Below are 21,701 nucleotides of genomic sequence, written 5' to 3' on the forward strand. Positions count from 1 at the left end.
ACATTTTAGCTTGTCTCGGCTTTTAGCATATCAATTTCTGGCACATTTAGAATAAGTATTATCGCACGTTTGTTTTCAAAGCAAAATGTATGAGTATCGCTCAGGCTAAACGCTTCACCCTGGATGAATACCACAAAAAGAGCAAAATTAGGCTTTTTTCATGAAGAGGAGCGAATTGAATTAATCAATGGAGAACTTATTCAAAAGGTAGGGAAAGGTAAAGCGCACGAAACAAGTTTTGCGAAAATTGTGGAAAGAACTTCCAAAACTGGTTGGAGACAGAGCAACTCTACAATCTCAAGCCCCAATTATTATACCACCTAAAAGCGAACCAGAACCTGATTTTACGATTGTCCAAAACCGAGATGATAATTATCTTTCTGGTCATCCTCAGCCTGCTGATGTCCTCTTGGTGATAGAAGTTTCAGATTCTTCTTTGGATTATGAGCAAGATGTGAAAATACTTCTTTATGCTCAAGCTGGTATTTCTGATTATTGGATATTTAATTTCTTTGATAATTATCTAGAATCTTACAGTGAACCGTATCAGAATAGTCAAGGTAAATATGGCTATTTGAATAAGCGGATTATCTTACCCAATCAAGTAATAGCGCTGCCTTGTTTTCCTGATTTATCTATTGATTTAGGGAAAGTTTTTCCGCCAAAGGTGAGTTTTTCAGGTTTATGAATGTGGGGCGATCGCGTAACCGTGTGCCTCTCGTAGAGAAGTGACTCCGTAGGAGTATCGCTTTTACAATTCTTCACAAACAAGGATATTGACAGATAGTTGAGCCCATGCAAATCTATATCTAGACAGCATAATATCCGCATTCTAAAGCGCAGATTTTTTTGTATTGTCTCAGCCGCAGGATTCCTAGTTTTCTGCCAAATTTCGGGTCATCCCGTTTGCTGAATATTCAGCCTGATGTCACGTCAGGTCATTGACTATAGATTCAGTGGGAAGGCAAGATATTTGGATGAATGTTCAGGAAATGGGTTGACTCGGAGTTTGGCAGAAAGCCAGGATTCCTACGGCTGAGACTAGAATAAAAAATGTGCAAGTAGAGAGTTTGGTGATAAAGACGTACTCATTGAGTATATATTTTTATCACTAAGGAATAAGAATTAAATAAGATGCAATTCTGTATTGATGTTTCACCTCACCCTGTCTTCGGGACATCCCTCTCCTTACCAAGGAGAGGGAAAGATTTAGCTGTAGGGTGAAGCGAGGCTGACGTGAATGTATTTTATTAAATCCACATTCCTAAGCTTTGCTACAGCTATATGCGTGATGTTCCAATGCTGTTGTAAACAACAACAAAGGAAATTAAACGAAATGAACTCTAAGCAAAAGCAAAGCAAAAAACGCCAACTTATAGTTTTATATGGTCATTACTGCTGGTGGTGTGGTTATTCTTTGAAAGAAAATCAACTGACAATTGAACACTTGTATCCTCAAAGTCGTGGCGGTTCTAACACTATTGAAAACCTGCGACTTTCTTGTTTTAAATGTAACAACTCCCGTGGTAACAGTCTTTATCCACCTAACTGGAGAATGGGTAACTGCTTTTAACTAAAACTGTAGTTTTGCAGGCTTACTTTTTGTGGGGTGGACATCCTGTCCACCTTTTATATCAAATTGGTTTATCTAAAAACATAAAACTAAAAAATGCACAAACTTCTGACATTTCGTGATGAAAAATTTTTACGTAAAGCGCTGACTCACCGTTCTTATGTTCATGAAAACCCAGGAGAAGGGGAACATAACGAACGCTTAGAATTTCTCGGTGATGCTTTGCTCAATTTCTTAAGTGGCGAATATCTCTTTCGGCATCACCCAGAAAGGGGAGAAGATGAATTAACTCGTCGTCGTTCAGCATTAGTAGATGAAAAGCAATTAGCAAAGTTCGCTAACGAAGTGGGTTTAGATTTTAGAATGCGGTTAGGAAAAGGTGCAATTCGAGATGGAGGCTTTCAAAATCAGAATTTGCTTAGTAGTACTTTTGAAGCAGTTATTGCTGCGTATTATTTAGATAATAATTCAGATATTGAAGCAGTTCGCGCTATTGTAGAACCTTTATTTGATTCTGTACCTGAAAATATTGTTGTATCTCGCTCAAATGTAGACTCCAAAAATCGTCTTCAGGAATGGGTACAACGCAATGTGACTCCAAATCCCCCTAAATATGATGCAGTTCAAATAGGTGGTTTGTCTCACGCACCAGAGTATCTCGCCAAAGTTTTTGTGAATGAAAAAGAGTTTGGACAAGGTAAAGGACGCAATAAAAAAGATGCAGAAAAAGCTGCGGCTGAAGATGCACTAGCTAAGTTGAAAAAACAAGGTTTGTTGTAAACAAGACTTACGCAAAAATTCTCTCTCTTCCTCATTCCTCTGTGAACTCTGCGTCGCGCCAGATGCTTCAAGTCGGCAGAGCCGCCCAACGCACTGGCTTCTCTGCGGTTCGTTTTTCCAGGACTTTGCGTAAGTCCTAGTAAAATTTAATTATCAAACTTTGACTGACAAAGGCAAAATTACAGTAAAAGTAGAACCAACTCCTACTTGTGAATCTAGCTTAATTTCGCCTTGCAATAGTTTCACCAGTCGGGAAACGATCGCTAACCCCAAACCAGTGCTTTCAGGAAGATAAGATTTATCGCTCAAAGCTACGCGAAAATAAGATTCAAAAATCTGGGTTTGGTCTTCAAAGTGAATACCAACTCCAGTATCAGAGATTGCGATCGCCCATTTATCATTCTCCCACATTTGACACGTTATCTTAATCTTGCCTGTCTCTGTGTAGCGAATGGCATTACTTACCAGATTTGTCACGATTTGCTGTAATCGTAACGAATCTGTAACAACTTCATCAGGAGCGCGATCGCAATCTACCTCGATTGGTAAATTTTTATTACGCGCCAAAGGTTCTAACATTTCATACACATCGTTAATTAATTTATCGACATGGATAGATGCTGGGTGCAATTTCATTTGTCCAGCTTCATAGCGCGACAATTCTAGTGCATCATTAATTAAGTGTAGTAATTTTCTCCCACTACGTAGCACGCGCTCAATGTGTTCTAAATTGTTAACATTATCTTTTGTCTTTTGTCGTTGTAAGCGCAAAAACAAATCCGAGTAGCCAATAATTGAAGTCAGAGGAGTTTTTAATTCATGCGCTAAATGTGACAAATTATCTTGATTTGCTCGAACTAAGCGACTCAGTTCTTGATTGTTGAGAGTTAAGTGATTTTGCAGTTGCTCTAATTCTGATAATCGCTGCTCGGTGTAGCTTTGAAAACAGCGACCGATCGCTTCATCCAATACTATATTAATTAACCGCACTGTCCGCATTACTTCTGATGTTGATGCTTGCAGCAATTGTGGCTCTAAAATCGAAAATATTACCTGACGCAGTATCCTATATTCTCGTGCAATTTCCGCAGCACTAAAGCCTTGCTCTGCTCTTAGACTACCATGATGCAAACTCGCATCAACTATCGGCTGAATTTCACTATTTTGAGATTCAGAAAGTACAGTTGCTAGCGCTGATAGTACATGACCGATATGATTTTCTATGCCTTTTCGAGATAAATCGTTAGCACTTTCAATGTTGTTGTCTTGGCGAACGGCTTCCACCCAGTTTACTATAATCGTGTCTGTTTTTTCAAGCAAAAATTCACTCAAATCCATTATGGTAGCTTCGGCAAAGAATAAATGAATAAGCTGATAAATACTTATATATAATTATTTTAGCGATCGCCATCTGGTATTTTTGGCATTTTTTATATTATTCATCTGTCCTAAGACATAAGTTTATCATTTATCTTGCTTATTTTATATCGAAATTAGAGAAAATATTTAATTCAAATATCTTAATATAGATATTTTTACCAACTAACCATGTTAAAATCTATATTCAACTTGAGTAAGTCAGCTTAATCTAGCAAATATCATTACCATTACAGTTTAGGTGTGAGATGCTAGAGCGGAGGAACCATAATTTGGGGCGTATTTTATAGAAAGTTAAAAGTGAGGAGTTTTGAACTCATAACTCCCGTACAGACCTAAGGCGTGGAACGTCTCTTCATAACTTTCTTAAGAAGGGTATTTCTCAACCCTAGCCCGTCAGCTAACTTCGTAGGCATTGAGAAGAGACTGAAGAGGCAACCAACATTATTAATGTTATGACCTCATCAGTATCGAAGGCTGGTGCTGCTCAGATTTTTTGTACCTGTACTTAAATCTGTTGAGGTGAAAATGATATTTCAATTAAATTTGGCTGCTATTGTAGCAGTTGCGGGACAGGCTGTTTGGAAGGCAAAACCTGTGATTCTCAAAGATGTAGTTCTGTTACCTATCCTTGGGTTCTTGGGGATTATCTTATTGTGGTGGGTTATCGCCCTTGCCAACCATGAATTGATGCCCACTCCCCCAGAGGCATTAGCAGCGAATATGGACTACATTTTAAATCCTTTTTACCAACGCGGACCGGGCAACTTGGGAATTGGTTGGTTGTTGCTAGCAAGTCTGCGTCGGGTAATACTTGGCTTTTTGTTAGGTGCGGTAGTGGCAATTCCTCTGGGTTTTCTGATTGGCATGTCTAAATCGGCAATGTTAGCTTTTAACCCGATCATTCAGATTTTTAAACCCGTATCGCCTCTAGCTTGGTTGCCTATAGCCTTAGCCATATTCAACTTAGCAGATCCGTCAGCTATTTTTGTTATTTTCATAACTTCATTATGGCCCACAATTATTAACACCGCTCTTGGAGTTTCTAGCGTTTCTCAAGATTATTTAGATGTAGCGCGGGTGCTAGAAATGCCTCGTTGGAGACGGATTACAAAAATTATCTTGCCCGCAAGTTTGCCGTATATTTTTACAGGTTTGCGAATTAGTTTAGGGATTGCTTGGCTAGTAATTGTTGCTGTAGAAATGCTCACAGGTGGTATTGGTATCGGCTTTTTTGTTTGGGATGAATGGAGTCGTTTAAATTTGAGTTCAGTGTTTTTAGCCGTGTTCGTAATTGGCATAACTGGGCTACTACTTGACTTCGCCGTAGGCAAAATTCAACAATTAGTAACTCGCCGCCCGACAACTTCAAATTAGGGAATGGGGAATGGGGAATGGGTAATGGGGAATGGAGAATGGGTAATAGGTAATGGGGAATGGATTTTTTCCAATTAGCAATTACCAATTACCAATTACCAATTCCCAATTCCCAATTAGCAATTACCAATTACCAATCATCGGTGAAAATGACGTATGAGTAACACCGACAATAACAACTTGACTCGACGAGACTTTATATTAGGAATGGGAGCAACGACAGCGGGACTGGTGCTGTCTTCGTGTGCAATTTCAGGCGATCGCTCTGCCAAAGGACTGACTGAAGAAGCTTTAGCTATTAAACCAGTAGTTAGATCCCAAGACTTAGAAAAGCCGGATATCACCGTTGGTTACGTTCCCGTGAATGATTGTGCGCCATTTGCGATCGCCTGGAAAAAAGGCTTGTTCCGCAAGTATGGCTTGAACGTCAAACTTAACCGCGAAGCTAGTTGGGCAACCTCCCGCGACGGTCTAATTTTTGGTCGCCTTGATGCCTCACCCGTGGTATCCGGTGCCGTCACCAACGCCAGAATCGGTGCAGAAGGCGCACGCCACGCCCCTCTGTGTGCGGCAATGACCATTCATCACCACGGCAACGCCATGACCATGAACAAAGCCATGTGGGATTTTGGGCTGCGTCCGTGGTATGAGTATAACGGCGATTTAGAAGCATTTGGCAAACAATTCAGGGCATACTTTGACAGCCAACCCCCAGAAGGCAAAGTTTGGGCTGTGGTACTGAGTTCCTCTATTTACGAATACTTTGTTCGTTACGTATCCGCTGCCGCAGGTGTCGATCCGCTCAAGGAGTTTCGCGTCATCATTGTTCCACCCCCCCAAATGGTAACAAATGTGCGAATTGGCGCAATGCAAGCTTACATGGTTGCGGAACCTTGGAATACACGGGCAATTAAAGGTAACGAAGGTGTCGGTTTTACCTTTGCACAAGGCAAAGAAGTCTGGTTGGGACACCCAGATCGACTGTTGGGGGTGATGCAATCTTTCATCGACAAATACCCAAAAACCTATCGTTCTCTGGTGAAAGCGATGATTGAAGCTTGCCAATATTGCAGCAAACCAGAAAACCGCCAAGAAGTTGCCGAACTGATTACCGATCGCTCGTTTACAGGTGCAAAACCGAAAAAGAAAGGTGCAGCGATCGCGCTTTTTACAGGTCCGGGAATTCTCGGCAACTACAACTATGGTGGATTTGATGGCAAAGACCGCACAATCAAAGCTGCCGATACCACCTTTTTCTACGATATTCCTGACAACCTTCCCAAAGAGGCTGGAGAACACGCCACCTTTTTATGGAGATCCAGAAGTCTTTGGTTGATGACACAAGCAGCACGTTGGGGACAAATTAAGGAATTTCCCAAAAATGCTGATAAACTGGCTCAACAAGGCTGGAGAACCGATTTATATCGGGAAATAGCCGCTGAAATGGGTATCGATTGTCCCAAAGATGATTACAAAGTCGAATCCCCAGAAGTATTCATCGACAAAAAAGGCTTTGACCCCAGCGATCCTGTGCGCTATCTCAACAGTTTTGAGATTAGGGCAAACGCACCCACCCGTTTTTATTTGGGTTAAAAAATCACTCTTCATCAGTATTATTTCAGGAGTTTCTCAAGATGAAATCTACCTCTTTTTCTGAGGATAACTACAATATCGCCACACCCCGCAGTGAATTTCTGGAAATTGAAAATTTAGTGAAAGCTTATCCCACACCAGAAGGTAAAAAATTTGTCGTTTTAGATAATGTGAATCTCAGTATTGGTGAAGACGAATATATATCTGTAATTGGTCACTCTGGTTGCGGGAAATCTACTTTATTAAAAATTGTTGCTGGTTTAGAAAAAGCAACTTCTGGCTCAGTCCGGCTTGATGGTAAACAAATTAACAAGCCGGGAGCGGAAAGAATGATGGTGTTTCAAAACTACTCGTTACTACCTTGGTTAACGGTGCGAGAAAACATCCGTTTAGCTGTGGATGAAGTGTTAAAAAATGCATCTCGTCCTGAGAAAATTAGCATTGTGAACGAGCATCTAGCAATGGTAAATTTAACAGCGGCAGCTGACAAATATCCTGATGAAATTTCTGGAGGTATGAAACAGCGTGTTGGTATTGCCAGAGCGATCGCCATTCGTCCGAAAATGTTGCTAATGGATGAACCTTTTGGAGCGTTAGATGCTTTAACTCGTGGAAAATTGCAGCGTCAGGTATTAGATATCTGGGAAAACCACCGACAAGCGGTAATGATGATTACTCATGATGTGGATGAAGCGATTTATATGAGCGATCGCATTGTCTTAATGACCAACGGTCCGGCAGCTAATATCGGGGAAATATTAAAAGTTCCTTTTGAACATCCACGCGATCGTGCAGCCATGCGAAACTCAAAAGAATATTTTGAACTTCGCAACCACGCTTTAAATTTCTTAGATCGCTATTTTACCCAAGACGAGTAAAATACACTATCATTTATCCTAGTGGGTAGCCTAATTCAAATTCATCAAACCTAGATTTGAAGCGGAGGAACCATCTTATGGGGCGTATCTTTTAGTAAGTTAATTAAAAGTTAAGAGTTAGTAGTTACTATTTAACTCATAACTCATAACTTATAGAGAAAGACACCTTCCAGTCTTAGCCCGTCAGCTAACTCCGTCGGCAATGGAAGGAACCCCCAAAACTTGGGCTTTTATAGCAGTTGTTATTGGGGTTTCCTTAAACATAAAGATGAATAACAAAGGATGAAAGATATAAAAATCTACTTCTTAATTTGTACTTCATCCTTTACACTTCAGCCTTTAGTTACCCTGCTTCTCGTTCATCGTTCACTTTAGTAGAGAGAAGTTAAAGCTGTGAAAATCAAGCCAATGTTAGTTCGTTTGCAAAGCGCAATAGGTCGTGATGACTTAATTGAGCAAATGGTATTGCTATCACCAAAAACATCTTGTACTGAAAAAGCTCAACCAGCAAAATCTATTAACTTAATCGTTGGCTACAACAGTTCTCCCAACAGCCATACCGCGCTAGATATTGCTTTTTGGATTGCCCATCAAACACGTTTAGCCACTAACGTACAAGTTATAGTTCAAGCTGTTTATGTAGTAGAAGAAAATCAAAAAAATCAGTATTTAGATGTCTTTCATTCCGAAATGCATGAACCTTCATTGGCATGTCCGGTTAACTATGCATCCAAGTCTACTACATCCGTTTTATCTGAACCTCAACTTACATCAAACGCACTTTCTGTAGAAACAAAATTGACAGACAACCTCACCCAAGCAGACCGAATTCTTTGGCAAGCACGCAGTTTGGCTGAAGAATGGCAAGGTTCTTTCAAAGCTCATTTGCGGTTTGGTTGCGTTGCTGAAGAACTTCAAAAAGTAGTTAAATTAGAAGCTGCTGATATCCTGTTTCTGGGTTGTAAGTCTATAAATCATCCGATTATCCAGACACTAGACTTCAATTTCCCCTGCGTTGTTCTGGGTATTCCCAATTCTATAAACATTTAATTGCAAATGTTCGATTAATAGTAGAGACGTTCCGTTGGAACGTCTTTTTTGATAAATTAGGCATTTCCTGACTTCAAAAAGCCACCTATAATCATCCCGTTTCTGCAAATGTTCGCACAAAATCATCTCTCCTTGCCTGCCAATGCATCCGGGGGTATAGGATATGAAAAGTCGCACAGATACAGAATTGGTTAATGGTGGTTTTTTTCTCTTAACAAATTGAAAAGAGACTTAACAAAACTTTTTCAGGAAAAAAAATTTACAAAAATTATATTTTCCTTAACTATTTTAACCTGAAAACAGATATATTTTCTCTCTTTTGGGGGATGCTATCACCTATTTAATTTACGAATTTTAACTAACAGAATTATATATAAATCATAGTGTAAACATTATAAAGATCTTAGCTAGATGTGTGCTACAACACAAAAAGAAAAATAGATTCAAAACCCAAAATAAATTAAGGGATTAAAGGTATGAAGCCGCAGGAAGAATACATTGCTCATTATAATTCCGAACCAGGGCAAGCATCGTCAATCCCAGATATTAACAAATCTTCATTTCCAAATCTCAGCGAAATTAATAGCTTAGATAAAGTTAGAGATATTCTTTTCGGTAATCAGATGCGGGAAGTTGAAAGAAAATTTGCGCGCTTAGAAGAACGTCTGATTAAAGAGTGTACTAACTTACGAGATGAAAATAGAAAACGTTTAGACTCCTTAGAAAGCTATTTTAAAACAGAGATTGAGTCATTAGCCAAACAGGTAAATAACGAGCAAGGAGAACGCGGTCAAGCATTGAAAGCACTTACCGAACAGCATAAAAATATAACTATCTCTTTAGAAAACAAACTTGCTCAATTTGAGGAAAAAACTAACAGTAATCAGCGAGAAATGCGAGAGCAGATTCTCAACCAATCGAAAAATTTACACGATGATATCCGCCAAAAATACGAAGAAATCCTCGCAGTTTTAGAACGAGATACTCAAGAACTTCGTAAAGACAAAACGGATCGCTCTACTTTAGCACAGTTGTTTACAGAATTAGCGATTCGACTGAACCAACAATAGACACCAGATGAACAAGATAAAAGTTAAAAAAACTTATTTTTTCTTTTTTGCTTGCTTCTTACCTTGCCAGTTCCTACAACATAATACAAGTTATTATCAGTTATAAATTAGGGGATATTGGCAATGAGTGATTATTCCACAAATGAAACAGCGAAAGAATCCCCAAATAATGCCACCAGCGATGAACTAAGTGAACTTCGCAGTTTGCTTCTTGGTCTTGAACCGACTAAAGTTAACAAACTATATAAAAAATTAGACGACGTTCAAGTTCAAGCTGAAGATATCAGTCGTTTGCTTCCAGAAGCGATTATTTTGCGGTCAATGCAAGATAAAAATTTGAGTGAAGCAATCGTACCGACCATCGAAGATGCGATTCAATATTCTGTTAAAAAAGATTTAAATACTCTTTCAGAAACGATTTTTCCCGTCATCGGACCAGCTACCCGCAAGGCTATGTCCGCAGCTCTTGACGAGATGATTCAATCTTTAAATCAAACTTTGGAACATAGCTTATCACCACAAAGCCTGAAGTGGAGATTAGAAGCACAACGTACAGGGAAATCATTCGCGGAAATTGTACTGCTTCGCACTATGGTTTATCGTGTGGAGCAGGTTTTTCTAATTCATAAAAAAACGGGATTGTTGCTACAACATATTTTAGCACCGCAAGTAGCCGCTCAAGATCCGGATTTGGTTTCCGCAATGTTGACCGCTATCCAAGATTTTGTCAAAGACTCTTTCAGCGTGCAAAAAGGTGAATCGTTGCAAAGTTTGAGGTTTGGAGAACTGACTATTTGGATTGAAGAGGGACCCCAAGCGATATTAGCAGGAATTATTCGAGGAAGAGCGCGTCAAGAATTAAGGTTAGTTTTTCAAGAAGCAATAGAAAAAATTCACCTGAAATTAAATAAAGAATTTGCGGAATTTCAAGGAGAAACAGAGCCATTTTCAGCAAGTAAACCTTATTTAGAAAATTGTTTAGAAGTTCAGTACAAATTGCCACGCAAACAGAATTATACTTATGCGTGGACATTTTTAGGGACAATAGCGATCGCCTGCTCAATTGCAAGCTTTTTTGCCATTAGAGATCAACTTCGCTGGAATGCTTATCTAGACAAACTTAACTCTCAGCCAGGAATTGTAGTCACCAAAGCAAGTTCGCGACACGGGAAATATTTCCTTTCCGGAATGCGCGATCCGTTAGCAGTAGATCCAAAAATGCTGATGGAAGAAGCAAACATACCTCCCAAAAAAGTCATCAGTAACTGGGAACCTTACATATCTTTGCAACCACAATTTACCGCAAAAAGAGCCGCCGAATTACTTCAACCTCCAGAAAGTGTATCATTAAATGTTGACGAAAATGGCATTCTTCACGCTACAGGTTCTGCTCCTCGTCAATGGATTTTGTCAGCACAAAAATTATGGCATTTTATTCCCGGAATAACTCAATTTGAATACAATAATCTTTTAAATCCAGAATTCAACAAACTCAATTCATATAAAAAGCAAATAGAAGAAAATATGCTCTTCTTTTTAGAAGATACAGCAGAGCTTTTACCTGGTCAAGAGAATAAAATGCAGAATTTACTAGTAAAAATGCAAAAGCTACTGAATACTGCAAAATATCTGCGTCAGGATGTACGTATTCAAATAATAGGACATGAGAATGCAGTTAGAAAACAAGAAAAGAAGACACTTAGTCAAGCCCGTGCTAACAAAATCTTATCTTATATAACCGCTTCCGGAATTAACGCCAGCAATTTTCAAACCGTAGGAGGGGGTTTTAACGAGTCGTTAGACAGCAAATCGATAAAATTAGAAAAAAAATCTAATTCTAGGGTATCTTTCAAGGTATTTTTATCTGAAAAGCCTAAATAAGTGATGATTTTTTATGCTTCAGAAAAAGATTTGTATGGTAGGTGCTTTTGCTACAGGTAAAACAAGTTTAGTAGCCAAATTTGTATATAGCATATTTTCGGAAACTTATCAAACTACTGTGGGTGTAAAAATTGACAAAAAAGTAGTGAAGATTCAAGACAAAGAGTTAAATTTTATTCTTTGGGATCTCTACGGGGAAGACGAATTTCAAAAAGTGCGACTGTCTTATTTACGAGGTTCGTCTGGCTATTTAATCGTAGTGGATGGAACTCGACACAACACCCTAGAAAAAGCTTTTAGTCTGCAAACAAGAGTAGAAGAAACGATTGGACAAATTCCCTTTATTCTTGTACTTAACAAATCAGATTTGCTGGATGAATGGGAAATTGAAACGGCAGAAATCGATGCAATTATACAACGTGGCTGGACTGTAATTAAAACTAGCGCTAAAACTGGGCTGGGTGTAGAAGAAGTTTTTCAAACACTTGCTAATAAAATATTGGAGGCATAAATGCAAAATGTCCCCGCTGCCGTTGCTGCTTATGTTCTTACTTTGATGTTAGAACAACTTTCTTTGGCTTATCTTTTAGTAAGTAAAGATGGTTATTTATTAACTTGGGGAGGTAAGCTGGCAGCATACGGAGTTACTAACTTAGAAAAAGGGACAAATGTAGGAGAGCAAATTTTTTTTCTCGAAGGGTTGCTGCCATTGGATGACTTTCCCTTATTTTTACCTCGGATGAAAACCGAATACGGGATTTGTGCAGATGTGCATATCTTCCCGACAGAGGAGGGAGATTGGGTGCTGCTGTTAGATGCTACCAAGGATGAAACACAACTCTCAGTCATTCAACAACAAGTAAACGATTCTAGCCTGTCTGAGGAAAAATTACTAAAAATTTTCAATCAGTAATTTACCGCTAACAAAACAAGCGAAGCAATACATTTTTAGTTTTAAAAAATAAAAATTAAACTTATTTTATCTAGTTGAAATTATGAGCGAGTCTCTTGCGGCAGACGTTTTCGCCGCCTTGAATATCTTAGTATTAGAAAGACTTAATATTGGCTCTTTTAGAATTACTGGAACCGTACCAAATTGGTTGCGGTCTTTTTGTCGTCGTGGGGTGACATCAGGAATGGAAATATTAATACCTGAAGAAGAGTTTCCCTTTTTAGAAAACTTTTTGATTGATGCTGAAGAATTCTGGAAACGCAATGCAGAAGAGAAACTCAAATCAGGTTTATGGACTGAGAAAGATTTAACTGGTCAAGAATACTACTTTGAAGCTTCAGCAATTTGTATAAATCATAAAAAAATTTTATTAATCGAATCGTTAGATGGTGAATACAAAGAGATACAATCTATAATCCAGAAAGCTAGAGAGAACAAATTAACTTATCAACAGTTATTAAAAGAGAATCAAAAAAAAGAAGTTTTAATTCACTGCATTATACATGATATCGCAGGTCAATTGAGCGGTATTAATTGCTGTTTGGCATTGCTGGAATTTGAAAACTTGACACCAAAGGGTAAAGAACGTTTGCAAATTGGTCGAAAACAATCTATCAAGCAAGAAATGCTGATTCGGGAAATATTAGATGCATTTTCGGCAGAAGTACAGTCACTGGAAGCTTTTACAGTTGATGTCGATCAAGCACCGGATGCTTTGATTTCTATACAAGAAGTTATCGAAATTTTAACTCCTACTTTTACGCTGAACAAAATGCGGTTATTGCTTGCTGGCAATGTTGACTTGACAGCAGACTGGAAAGTGGTTGGTGATAAATCGCGTTTGGATAGAGTGATTTCAAATCTGGCAGAAAATGCTTTGCGTCACAGTCCTGTGGGGTCTGTTGTGACAATTAATTTGCAACAAGATGGGGAATATGTTTTAGTAACTGTCAATGATGAGGGTTCTGGTGTAGCACCGGAAATGGCACAAAATTTATTCCAAAAGTTTTCTCAAGGAAGAGGTAGATCCGGTAGAGTCGGTTTGGGACTTTATTTTTGTCGGATTACTGTTGAACGTTGGGGAGGGGAGATTGGTTATTTACCTCGTCCGGAAGGTGGTTCGCGTTTTTGGCTTCGCTTGCCAAAAGTGGGAATTAGGTAGAGACGCGATGTTCCTCGCGTCTAGGTAGAGACGCGATGTTCCTCGCGTCTTTACAGGAGTTAGGAGTTATATTATATCCGCGCTTTTTAATAGTAAGAAAAATACCATTACGGTTGTAGAGACGTTCCATTGGAACGTCTCTACAATATGTAGGAAACCGATTATTAAATAAGGGCGGGGAAAAGAGCGCCCCTATCAAGTTATAATTAATAACCGATGATGTGCAATACGTCACGAACGACGCTGAATCCTGCTAAATCCCAAAGTAGGTAAGCAAGAAAGCCAATCATTGCCAAGCGACCGTTCCACAATTCGGCTTGAGGATTGAAGCCAAATAGGAAAGCGTTTCTGTCTACACCGTTATATTCTTTAGCAACTGGTGGTAAATCGGTAGTAGGACGAGTTTGCATTGTTTTTCTCCTTAATCAAGTAGTTTTTCTGTATTTTCAGATATTTAATTTTTAGTAACCAATGAAATGCAGTACGTCACGCAGAACGCTATAGCCTGCTAAATCCCAAAGTAAGTAAGCAAGAAAGCCAATCATTGCCAAGCGACCGTTCCACAATTCGGCTTGAGGATTGAAGCCAAATAGGAAAGCATTTCTATCTACACCGTTATATTCTTTAGCAACTGGTGGTAAATCGGTAGTAGGACGAGTTTGCATTGTTTTTCTCCTAAATCAAGTAGTTTTTGCGTTTTATATCTATTAGTAACTAATGAAATGCAGCACGTTACGCAGAACGCTATAGCCTGCTAAATCCCAAGCTAAATAGGCAAGAAAGCCAATCATTGCCAAGCGACCATTCCACAATTCAGCTTGAGGATTAAAGCCAAATAAAAAGGCATTGCGGTCTACACCGTTATATTCTTTAGCAACTGGTGGTAAATCGGTAGTAGGACGAGATTCCATTTTTGTGTACCTGAACTTTTTGCTTGTTGACTTTAATGTAACTAGATATAACTAATATGCTTTCTGTCTATGGGCACAATGTCTCAATATTGTTTTGCACGGATAAATCCACCTTCAGAGGGTGATAAAAACAAAAATTGTAAATAAATGTTACGAACCGATAACAAGCCCAGATTTAAAGCAATAAATTTGCTGTTAATAGAAATAAATGGAATTTGCAGATGAAGGAAGCTAGGTGAAAATATCTAATGTCAAAATAAATGCAGATTATTAGCGATCGCTCGCCATCTACATCTATAATTTGTCAAAATTCTATCCAGCGCTGTAGAAAAGATTCAAACCTGAGAGAGATGCTCTAAATGCCTAAATTCCACGATTCTGAAATTTACACTAGTTGGGTATTGCAACAGATGTTAAATTTATTCTCACGTTATCTTTAAATTTCTAGTGAATTAAACGATTAACAAGGAAATATCATGTTTGAGAGTACACAAATAATGCTGGGACTGTACAAGCCGCTATTTTGGCTGGCACAGGTTCCAGTAGACCCCTCAACAATTACGCCAGCACAGGCATCTGTTGTCACTTCAGGACCGCGCTTTTTTGTCGCTTTGATTTCTGGCGTGATTCTAGCCTTTGCCATCCAATTAGTCTTAACAAACCTCTCGGTAGCTGCCGGTATTACTTACCTGGGGCATCAACCAGACTCGGATTCTAGCTCGCAAAGCCATGACTCTATTGGCGGTACAATTCGCAAAATCGGTACTGCGGTGGGGATTTGGACGTTAGTCACGGTGACGATCGCGCTCTTAATCGCCACTTTCTTAGCGGTAAAATTGAGCCTCTTGATTTTAAGTCCAGGATTGGGAGCAATTTTAGGCTTGGTAATTTGGGGTGCGTACTTTTTGTTGTTGGTGTGGGTGAGTTCAACTACGGTAGGTTCCTTAGTTGGCTCAGTTGTAAATACAGCAACATCCGGCTTTCAGGCGATTATGGGGACGGCTACCGCCGCATTGGGGGCGAAAGCGATCAATAATCAAGTTGTCGCCACCGCAGAAGCAGCAGCTGCCGCTGTACGCCGAGAAATCGGTAGTGCGATTGACCCAGGTACTATCCGAGACAATATCGAAGATTACTTAGAAATGGTGCGTCCCCCTGAACTCGATTTATCGAAGATTCGGGGTGAGTTTGAAAAATTGCTCAACGATCCGCAATTAAAAGCACTAGCGGGTAGTCCAGATTTACGCAACATCGACCGAGACAAGTTTGTTAGTTTGGTAAGCGATCGCACTGACCTTTCCAAACGCGATATTAACCGTGTTGCAGACACATTATATGGCGTTTGGCAACAAGTTGTTAGTAACAAATCCGCTCCAGACCGCATGGGTGAGTTGATGGAATATCTCAAATCTGTGCAGCCAGGACAAACCAAGACAGATGAACTGAACCGCAAGGTGGATCAGTTAATGTCTGAGATGCGTGCATCTAAAGAAGCCGATCAAAGAGCAACTCAAGAAGCTACTCCAGGTCCAATTCAGCGAACTCTGCAACAGGGAATCACCGCGCTAAGTGGTATAGTGTTGGGACGCACGGATTTGTCAGACTTGGATGTAGAAAAAATCTTAGGTAGTCTTTCCACTGCCAAAGATAAAGTAACCCAAAAAGCCGACCAAGTAGGACTTCCCACACCAAAGCAGCCTTTCAGCCCGATTCGTGCTGATGTCGAAAACTACCTGCACAACACTTATGCTTGGCAATTAAGTCGAGAAAAAATCGCGGAAGAATTTCGTGATGTTATTTACGATGCAGCTGCCGATCCCGGAACAGTTAAGCGAGAGGTTGAGCGACTTTCTAAGCAAGATTTCGCTAATATTCTCACTGAACGCGGATTGTTAACGCAAGCAGAAATTGAGCGGATTGTCAATCAGCTTGAAGTTATCCGTCAACAAGTGCTGGTAGAAGTCACCGCAGCGGAAGAAAGGGAAATAGTACTAGACTTGCAACGTCGAGTTGAAAGTTATTTACTAGTTACACCAAAAGCGGATTTGACCCCAGAAGCAATTCAGCAGAATTTCAAACCGTTGCTGGAAGACTCCGACGCCGATTATGAAACTTTATCTCGGCGTTTGTCTCAATTTGACCGTCAGGAAATGCGAGATATTTTGCTGCAACGCAATGATATCCAGCCAGAGGAAGCAGACAGAATTCTCGACCAACTGGAAAATCAGCGCGATCAAGCTTTGATTGAGTCCAAAGGATTGGCAGATCAAGCAAAATATCAAGCAGAAACGCTGTGGTTGAATTTAGAGTCATATCTGCGTAACACTGGCAAAGGAGAATTGAATCCGGATGGGATTCGCGCTGATTTGAAAACGCTTTTGGACGATCCGCAAGCGGGAATTTCCTCAATTCGGGCGCGGTTGTCTCGCTTTGACCGCGATACGCTGGTACAATTGTTGAGTCAGCGGCAAGATTTGAGCGAAGACCAAGTTAATCAAGCGATTGATACTATTGAGCAATCTTGGAGCAGTGTTCGTCAAGCACCGCAAGCTTTAGCCGATAAAGCTAAGGAGCAATACGACTCGACGACGAGTGCGATCGCCGATTATTTGCGAAATACTGGCAAACAAGAACTCAACCCCGAAGGTATTCAACGCGATTTGAATCGATTGTTTGAAAATCCCCAAGAGGGAGCGATGGCATTACGGCGGCGGTTGTCGCAAGTTGACAGAGATACGCTGGTGAAACTACTGAGCCAACGTAAAGACTTGAGCGAAGAACAAGTCAATCAAGTCATCGATTCGGTACAAACCTCAATTCGCGATATTGTGCGTGCGCCGCGTCGTTTAGCTACCAGAACTCAGCAAAGAGTGGAAACTTTCCAAGCTTATTTGCAAGAGTATCTGCGGCAAACTGGTAAGGAAGAACTTAATCCAGAAGGTATCAAACGCGACTTGCAATTACTGTTGCACGATCCGCGAGTGGGGATGGAAAGTTTAACTGAACGCCTTTCCCATTTTGACCGCTCGACAATCATCGCTTTGCTGAAAATTCGCGAAGATATTACCGATGAAGAAGCAGCACAAATTGCTGATAATATGATATCAGTGCAGCAGCAGTTTGTGGAACAAGTGCGGGGTATCCAACGCCAGATTCAAGGTGTGATTGATGGTATTTTTGGCACAATTCGTAACTACCTCAACTCTTTGGAACGTCCGGAATTGAATTATGATGGTATCAAGCGCGATGTTCGCAAGATATTCGACGATCCGCAAGCGGGATTTGAAGCGATACGCGATCGCCTATCTTCCTTCAACCGCGAAACCTTGGTAGCAGTTATGAGTTCTCGTGAGGATATCTCCGAGGAAGACGCTAACCGAATTATCGACCAAATCGAAGGAGCGCGTAACACAGTCCTGCAACGCGCTGAACGCATTCAACAAGAAGCACAGCGACGCTTGGAAGAAGTGAAACTGCAAGCGCAGCGACAAGCAGAAGAAACCCGCAAAGCAGCAGCATCAGCAGCTTGGTGGCTGTTTGCAACCGCGACAGTATCGGCAATTTTCGCCGCAATTGGAGGAGCGATCGCTGTTATGCTTGCCTAGTTGAAAAAGTTGTCTCCGCTAAACTTATTTAGCCTCTCAAAGTCGAGGGGCTTTTTTTTATGCGTAGTGAGCGCTTCAGCGCTCAATTTCAAGATTGAGCGATAAATCGCTCACTACGAATAAAACCCTAATTTGTTTCTTGAATTTGCAAGCGGATAGTCTTTTCAGTTGCCCCACCAAGTTGAATTTCCATAACTTCACCACCGAAGGGTTCTAAACAATCGAGAAGCGATCGCAAGTTTGGTGTAGAAGCACCGGTATCTACATACAAGCGATCGGCTAAGTTGTTGATGCCGGGGGGCTTTTTTTTATCCGTAGTGAGCGCTTCAGCGCTCAATTTCAAGATTGAGCGCTGAAGCGCTCACTACGAATAAAACCCTAATTCGTCTCTTGAATTTGCAAGCGAATAGTTTTCTCCATTGCCCCACCAAGTTGAATTTCCATAACTTCACCACCGAAGGGTTCTAAACAATCGAGAAGCGATCGCAAATTTGGTGTAGAAGCACCGGTATCTACATACAAGCGATCAGCTAAGTTGTTGATGCGCTTCCAAGTCATGTAGAGTTTGGCGATCGTTTGTTCTATTTGCGATGATTGATTAACTAAATCGGCAGCTATATTTAAACAGCCGACTCTTTGCGCTTCTTCTAAAGCGGTTTCGATGTCAACTTGTTCTTGATCTAGGGCTTGAACTTGTGCCGCAGATTTGAGATATTTTGCTAAGTTACGCGCTTCTGTAGTGACTTGTTTGAGAGTGTCTACGTCAGGATTTGCGGCTATTTCTTTCTGTAGCGATTTTTGATGCGATTCGGGCAGTTTTTCCATTTCCTTCACCAGAGGGGCGAGGTAGCGTGGAGGAAGAGTATTATCTGCGGCTTTTTGCCTCACAGGTTCCGGTAGCAAGTCCGAGGACATCGCCGTCCATTCGTCGTTGATTTGACGGACTTCGCGACGAGTGATGCGATCGCCTTTTTCGGCAGCTTCACTCACCATTTGTTGCACTTCTGGTGCTGCTTTGGAAGTTTCCACAAAAGCGCGTTTGCTGAAGTTTTTAATCGCGCTGGGCTGAAGTTTGCCATCTTCTAGAAGTGTATCAGCACTGTTTGCTAGTTGAATCCAACTGTAAGCTTGACTTTTGCTGATTTCTCGTTCTTTCAGCCAGTTGAGAAAGCCGGTACCGCGTCCTTCACCACCTTTTTTTTCTCTGTCGCGGACTGCGCGTAAAATTCGACCCCGCCAAATTTCGGTTTGCAAATCAAAGCGATCGCATACCTGCCAAGCTACTTCTAGCTGTTGTAAAAAATCTGACTCTGGAATTTCTTCATCTTCCGGATCGGGCAGTTCAAAAGTCAAATCTGCTGGCTGTTGTAAGGCAGCAGCCAAATCATCGATATTATCCGTTGATTGCACGGTAGGGAAAGTGGTAGTGTATGCGATCGGCTTATTATGCCACAATCTGGGGTAACTGTAACTGATGATTTATTATGTTATGCTTGTCATACCTGTAATACAAGCATGATAAAAGCAATGCTCAGTGTCAGACTAGACGAAGAAACAGAAGGGCAACTAGCCGATATTTTGGCTCACGAGCAAACAGATAAAAGTGAGTTGATTAGACGCTTGATTGCTGAACGCTGGCTGACTTTGCAAGCAGGTAAAACTTTGGTTGAAAGACGAGGTGGACACCCTAAACACTTGCTGCAAGATGCACCAACGGATCTATCAGAACGCTCGAACCGTAAGAAGGCGATCGCCGAATATCTCAAAGCGCGTCAGCCATGACTTACTATCCGCTTATACTCGCAGACAGCGGATTTTTGTTTGCGTACTATAGCGCTAGAGATAAATATCACCAACGGGTGCGTCACTTCTTTGAGAATTGTACCTCAAGGCTAGTGACTACGCCTATTTGCATCGCAGAAGTAGTGTGGTTGCTTAACTTTGATTGGCGCACACAAAACGAGTTTCTTCTAGACGTTGCTAAACAACTTTACGAGTGTGAGCAGCTATTACCTCAAGACTTTTCCCGCATTGCTGAACTGAATGCTCAATACAGAGACTTACCTGGGGATTTTGCAGATTTATCGTTGATTATCATTTCCGAGCGCTTGGATATCGCGGCGATCGCTACTTTGGACAGTGATTTTGATGTTTATCGACGTTATCGTAAAAAGCCTTTCGAGCGCGTGTTTTTGCCATAGCGTAGACGCATTCACTGTCCTAGCGATCGCCTGTGAGATTCCCTGTCATCCCGACTTCGCATTTATTTGTTGGGAATCTGACGCACGTACAGCATTTGCTTAATGCGATCGCTTTTTTAAATTTAGCAATACCCTGCATTGTTAATGCAATACCCTGCATTGTTAATGCATCGGCTTGCATTGTTAATGCATCGGCTTGCATTGTTAATGCATCGGCTTGCATTGTTAATGCATCGACTTGCATTGTTAATGCATCGGCTTGCATTGTTAATGCATCGGCTTGCATTGTTAATGCATCGGCTTGCATTGTTAATGCATTGCCTGTCAGGTCAGATCCCCGACTTCGCATAAGTTGTCGGGGATCTCCTATATGCGTACATCCCCCACCTCGTTACAAAATCAGAAACGTATCAGATATCTATTTAAGAATGCCTGTAAGATAACAATGAAACTTCAGTAAATTCTCTGAAGTAAATTAAATAATATGCCCTTTCCTGCGATCTACCTCACCCCTTACCCCTCTCCTTACGCTCGTAGAGGGGAGATAAAGCGCAGCTTTGTCGGGGTGAGGTTTTGTATTTTATTAAATTTATATTCCTTAATTAAGGCTGAAGAATGAACAAAGGTGCAAAGTCTCAGCGGACTTTCTGGTGCTTGCTACCGAGTTTTACCCGAAGAAGTTTAATTTTATTACTCAGTGGTGTCTTTTTATCAACCGTGGCAGCGACTCGCAGCACGAGTGTACAGATAGCACAGCGATCGGAAACTGCTTCCCAGCAAGCAACTAGCGCTGCGGCGAAACGCCTCTTTGATGAGGCAGATAGATTATACAAGCAAGGTACGGCAGAATCTCGGCAACAGGCAATTGAAAAATTCAAACAAGCACTACCCTTATGGCAGCAAGTGGGCGATAAAACGGGGGAAGCTACCACTCTCAACAATATTGGCGCAGTCTACAACGATTTAGGCGAGAAGCAACAAGCCCTCAACTATTACAATCAGTCACTACCCTTATCGCGGCAAGTGGGCAATAAAACGGGGGAAGCTACCACTCTCAACAATATTGGCTTAGTCTACAGCGATTTAGGCGACAAGCAACAAGCCCTCAAATACTACAATCAGTCACTACCCTTATCGCGGCAAGTGGGCGATAAAGCACAGGAAGCTCGCACTCTCAACAATATTGGCGGATTTTACAGCGATTTAGGCGACAAGCAACAAGCCCTCAATTACTACAATCAGTCACTACCCTTATCGCGGCAAGTGGGTGATAAAGCTGGCGTTGCTACCA

Annotated in this window: 22 protein-coding genes, 1 pseudogene and 2 riboswitches; of the genes and pseudogenes, 16 read left to right on the forward strand and 7 right to left on the reverse strand. The window is 40.9% G+C overall.

Features of this window, described 5'->3' with window-relative positions:
- Positions 1-89 precede the first annotated feature (89 nt).
- The 3 genes and pseudogenes from PI95_RS10500 to rnc all read left to right on the forward strand — a co-directional run bounded on the left by PI95_RS10500 (position 90) and on the right by rnc (position 2,353).
- Positions 90-688: pseudogene (locus PI95_RS10500) on the forward strand (Uma2 family endonuclease).
- 648 nt (positions 689-1,336) lie between these two features.
- Positions 1,337-1,573 carry an HNH endonuclease gene (locus PI95_RS10505; RefSeq protein ID WP_163518776.1) on the forward strand — a complete coding sequence of 79 codons (237 nt, stop codon included), beginning with the start codon at positions 1,337-1,339 and terminating at the stop codon, positions 1,571-1,573.
- Between the two features lie 96 nt (positions 1,574-1,669).
- Entirely contained in the window at positions 1,670-2,353 is a 684-nt protein-coding gene (gene rnc / locus PI95_RS10510; RefSeq protein WP_039739179.1) for a ribonuclease III, read from the forward strand.
- Between the two features lie 153 nt (positions 2,354-2,506).
- Here the strand turns inward: rnc and PI95_RS10515 are convergent, their stop codons facing one another.
- Positions 2,507-3,691, reverse strand: a complete 1,185-nt coding sequence (locus PI95_RS10515; protein ID WP_039739180.1) for a sensor histidine kinase — start codon at positions 3,689-3,691, stop codon at positions 2,507-2,509.
- 278 nt (positions 3,692-3,969) lie between these two features.
- Positions 3,970-4,160, forward strand: a riboswitch (cyclic di-AMP (ydaO/yuaA leader).
- Between the two features lie 98 nt (positions 4,161-4,258).
- Between PI95_RS10515 and ntrB the strand changes: the two genes are divergently transcribed.
- The 9 genes from ntrB (at position 4,259) to PI95_RS10560 (ending at position 13,693) form a co-directional block, all read left to right on the forward strand.
- Positions 4,259-5,107, forward strand: a complete 849-nt coding sequence (ntrB, locus tag PI95_RS10520) for a nitrate ABC transporter permease (protein WP_039739181.1) — start codon at positions 4,259-4,261, stop codon at positions 5,105-5,107.
- Between the two features lie 156 nt (positions 5,108-5,263).
- Positions 5,264-6,700, forward strand: a complete 1,437-nt coding sequence (locus tag PI95_RS10525) for an ABC transporter substrate-binding protein (RefSeq protein ID WP_039739182.1) — start codon at positions 5,264-5,266, stop codon at positions 6,698-6,700.
- A gap of 41 nt (positions 6,701-6,741) precedes the next feature.
- On the forward strand, positions 6,742-7,578 hold the full coding sequence (locus PI95_RS10530) for an ABC transporter ATP-binding protein (protein ID WP_039739184.1): 837 nt from the start codon (positions 6,742-6,744) through the stop codon (positions 7,576-7,578).
- A 27-nt stretch (positions 7,579-7,605) separates the two neighbouring features.
- Positions 7,606-7,789: riboswitch (cyclic di-AMP (ydaO/yuaA leader) on the forward strand.
- A 182-nt stretch (positions 7,790-7,971) separates the two neighbouring features.
- Positions 7,972-8,628, forward strand: a complete 657-nt coding sequence (locus tag PI95_RS10535; RefSeq protein WP_373695696.1) for an adenine nucleotide alpha hydrolase family protein — start codon at positions 7,972-7,974, stop codon at positions 8,626-8,628.
- A gap of 476 nt (positions 8,629-9,104) precedes the next feature.
- Positions 9,105-9,698, forward strand: a complete 594-nt coding sequence (locus tag PI95_RS10540) for a hypothetical protein (protein WP_039739187.1) — start codon at positions 9,105-9,107, stop codon at positions 9,696-9,698.
- 123 nt (positions 9,699-9,821) lie between these two features.
- On the forward strand, positions 9,822-11,579 hold the full coding sequence (locus PI95_RS10545) for an OmpA family protein (protein WP_039739189.1): 1,758 nt from the start codon (positions 9,822-9,824) through the stop codon (positions 11,577-11,579).
- 13 nt (positions 11,580-11,592) lie between these two features.
- Positions 11,593-12,090 carry a Rab family GTPase gene (locus tag PI95_RS10550; protein ID WP_039739190.1) on the forward strand — a complete coding sequence of 166 codons (498 nt, stop codon included), beginning with the start codon at positions 11,593-11,595 and terminating at the stop codon, positions 12,088-12,090.
- Complete coding sequence (locus tag PI95_RS10555) at positions 12,091-12,492, forward strand: hypothetical protein (protein WP_039739192.1); 402 nt, start codon at positions 12,091-12,093, stop codon at positions 12,490-12,492.
- 82 nt (positions 12,493-12,574) lie between these two features.
- Positions 12,575-13,693, forward strand: a complete 1,119-nt coding sequence (locus PI95_RS10560) for a sensor histidine kinase (protein WP_039739194.1) — start codon at positions 12,575-12,577, stop codon at positions 13,691-13,693.
- 206 nt (positions 13,694-13,899) lie between these two features.
- On the opposite strand, the gene PI95_RS10565 is transcribed toward PI95_RS10560, so the two are convergent.
- From PI95_RS10565 to PI95_RS10575, 3 genes are read right to left on the reverse strand one after another with little or no spacing between them, the layout of a single operon-like run.
- Positions 13,900-14,103, reverse strand: a complete 204-nt coding sequence (locus PI95_RS10565; RefSeq protein WP_039739195.1) for a chlorophyll a/b-binding protein — start codon at positions 14,101-14,103, stop codon at positions 13,900-13,902.
- A 51-nt stretch (positions 14,104-14,154) separates the two neighbouring features.
- Positions 14,155-14,358, reverse strand: coding sequence for a chlorophyll a/b-binding protein (locus tag PI95_RS10570; protein WP_039739197.1), 204 nt, complete (start codon positions 14,356-14,358; stop codon positions 14,155-14,157).
- Between the two features lie 42 nt (positions 14,359-14,400).
- Positions 14,401-14,604 carry a chlorophyll a/b-binding protein gene (locus PI95_RS10575; protein ID WP_039739199.1) on the reverse strand — a complete coding sequence of 68 codons (204 nt, stop codon included), beginning with the start codon at positions 14,602-14,604 and terminating at the stop codon, positions 14,401-14,403.
- Positions 14,605-15,080: 476 nt separating this feature from the next.
- Between PI95_RS10575 and PI95_RS10580 the strand changes: the two genes are divergently transcribed.
- The gene (locus tag PI95_RS10580; protein ID WP_039739202.1) at positions 15,081-18,209 is read left to right on the forward strand and encodes a hypothetical protein; all 3,129 of its coding nucleotides are present in this window, start codon (positions 15,081-15,083) and stop codon (positions 18,207-18,209) included.
- Between the two features lie 127 nt (positions 18,210-18,336).
- On the opposite strand, the gene PI95_RS10585 is transcribed toward PI95_RS10580, so the two are convergent.
- Together PI95_RS10585 and PI95_RS10590 are read right to left on the reverse strand one after the other, a co-directional pair.
- Positions 18,337-18,552, reverse strand: coding sequence for a hypothetical protein (locus PI95_RS10585; RefSeq protein ID WP_163518769.1), 216 nt, complete (start codon positions 18,550-18,552; stop codon positions 18,337-18,339).
- 35 nt (positions 18,553-18,587) lie between these two features.
- Positions 18,588-19,619: a hypothetical protein gene (locus PI95_RS10590; protein WP_039740506.1), complete on the reverse strand. Its 1,032-nt coding sequence runs from the start codon at positions 19,617-19,619 to the stop codon at positions 18,588-18,590.
- 36 nt (positions 19,620-19,655) lie between these two features.
- Here PI95_RS10590 and PI95_RS10595 point away from each other — a divergent pair, with 36 nt between their 5' ends.
- The gene (locus PI95_RS10595; protein WP_236117022.1) at positions 19,656-19,991 is read left to right on the forward strand and encodes a hypothetical protein; all 336 of its coding nucleotides are present in this window, start codon (positions 19,656-19,658) and stop codon (positions 19,989-19,991) included.
- Complete coding sequence (locus PI95_RS10600; protein WP_039739206.1) at positions 19,988-20,410, forward strand: type II toxin-antitoxin system VapC family toxin; 423 nt, start codon at positions 19,988-19,990, stop codon at positions 20,408-20,410. Before PI95_RS10595 ends, PI95_RS10600 begins: the two co-directional genes overlap by 4 nt.
- Before the next feature lie 19 nt (positions 20,411-20,429).
- Here the strand turns inward: PI95_RS10600 and PI95_RS35185 are convergent, their stop codons facing one another.
- Entirely contained in the window at positions 20,430-20,759 is a 330-nt protein-coding gene (locus PI95_RS35185; protein WP_063842308.1) for a hypothetical protein, read from the reverse strand.
- A gap of 266 nt (positions 20,760-21,025) precedes the next feature.
- Between PI95_RS35185 and PI95_RS35845 the strand changes: the two genes are divergently transcribed.
- The coding region (locus PI95_RS35845; RefSeq protein WP_039740512.1) for a tetratricopeptide repeat protein at positions 21,026-21,701 on the forward strand (676 nt) is incomplete at its 3' end.

This window comes from Hassallia byssoidea VB512170 (genome assembly GCF_000817785.2).
GTDB classification, from domain to species: domain Bacteria; phylum Cyanobacteriota; class Cyanobacteriia; order Cyanobacteriales; family Nostocaceae; genus Hassallia; species Hassallia carrinoi.

What these genes read in the sequence shown, in the direction of transcription:
- PI95_RS10505 (WP_163518776.1), top strand. Translation starts at nt 1,337, where the DNA reads ATGAACTCTAAGCAAAAGCAAAGCAAAAAACGCCAACTTATAGTTTTA.
- rnc (WP_039739179.1), top strand. Translation starts at nt 1,670, where the DNA reads ATGCACAAACTTCTGACATTTCGTGATGAAAAATTTTTACGTAAAGCG.
- PI95_RS10515 (WP_039739180.1), bottom strand. Translation starts at nt 3,691, where the DNA reads ATGGATTTGAGTGAATTTTTGCTTGAAAAAACAGACACGATTATAGTA.
- ntrB (WP_039739181.1), top strand. Translation starts at nt 4,259, where the DNA reads ATGATATTTCAATTAAATTTGGCTGCTATTGTAGCAGTTGCGGGACAG.
- PI95_RS10525 (WP_039739182.1), top strand. Translation starts at nt 5,264, where the DNA reads ATGAGTAACACCGACAATAACAACTTGACTCGACGAGACTTTATATTA.
- PI95_RS10530 (WP_039739184.1), top strand. Translation starts at nt 6,742, where the DNA reads ATGAAATCTACCTCTTTTTCTGAGGATAACTACAATATCGCCACACCC.
- PI95_RS10540 (WP_039739187.1), top strand. Translation starts at nt 9,105, where the DNA reads ATGAAGCCGCAGGAAGAATACATTGCTCATTATAATTCCGAACCAGGG.
- PI95_RS10545 (WP_039739189.1), top strand. Translation starts at nt 9,822, where the DNA reads ATGAGTGATTATTCCACAAATGAAACAGCGAAAGAATCCCCAAATAAT.
- PI95_RS10550 (WP_039739190.1), top strand. Translation starts at nt 11,593, where the DNA reads ATGCTTCAGAAAAAGATTTGTATGGTAGGTGCTTTTGCTACAGGTAAA.
- PI95_RS10555 (WP_039739192.1), top strand. Translation starts at nt 12,091, where the DNA reads ATGCAAAATGTCCCCGCTGCCGTTGCTGCTTATGTTCTTACTTTGATG.
- PI95_RS10560 (WP_039739194.1), top strand. Translation starts at nt 12,575, where the DNA reads ATGAGCGAGTCTCTTGCGGCAGACGTTTTCGCCGCCTTGAATATCTTA.
- PI95_RS10565 (WP_039739195.1), bottom strand. Translation starts at nt 14,103, where the DNA reads ATGCAAACTCGTCCTACTACCGATTTACCACCAGTTGCTAAAGAATAT.
- PI95_RS10570 (WP_039739197.1), bottom strand. Translation starts at nt 14,358, where the DNA reads ATGCAAACTCGTCCTACTACCGATTTACCACCAGTTGCTAAAGAATAT.
- PI95_RS10575 (WP_039739199.1), bottom strand. Translation starts at nt 14,604, where the DNA reads ATGGAATCTCGTCCTACTACCGATTTACCACCAGTTGCTAAAGAATAT.
- PI95_RS10580 (WP_039739202.1), top strand. Translation starts at nt 15,081, where the DNA reads ATGTTTGAGAGTACACAAATAATGCTGGGACTGTACAAGCCGCTATTT.
- PI95_RS10595 (WP_236117022.1), top strand. Translation starts at nt 19,656, where the DNA reads ATGCCACAATCTGGGGTAACTGTAACTGATGATTTATTATGTTATGCT.
- PI95_RS10600 (WP_039739206.1), top strand. Translation starts at nt 19,988, where the DNA reads ATGACTTACTATCCGCTTATACTCGCAGACAGCGGATTTTTGTTTGCG.
- PI95_RS35185 (WP_063842308.1), bottom strand. Translation starts at nt 20,759, where the DNA reads ATGCGAAGTCGGGGATCTGACCTGACAGGCAATGCATTAACAATGCAA.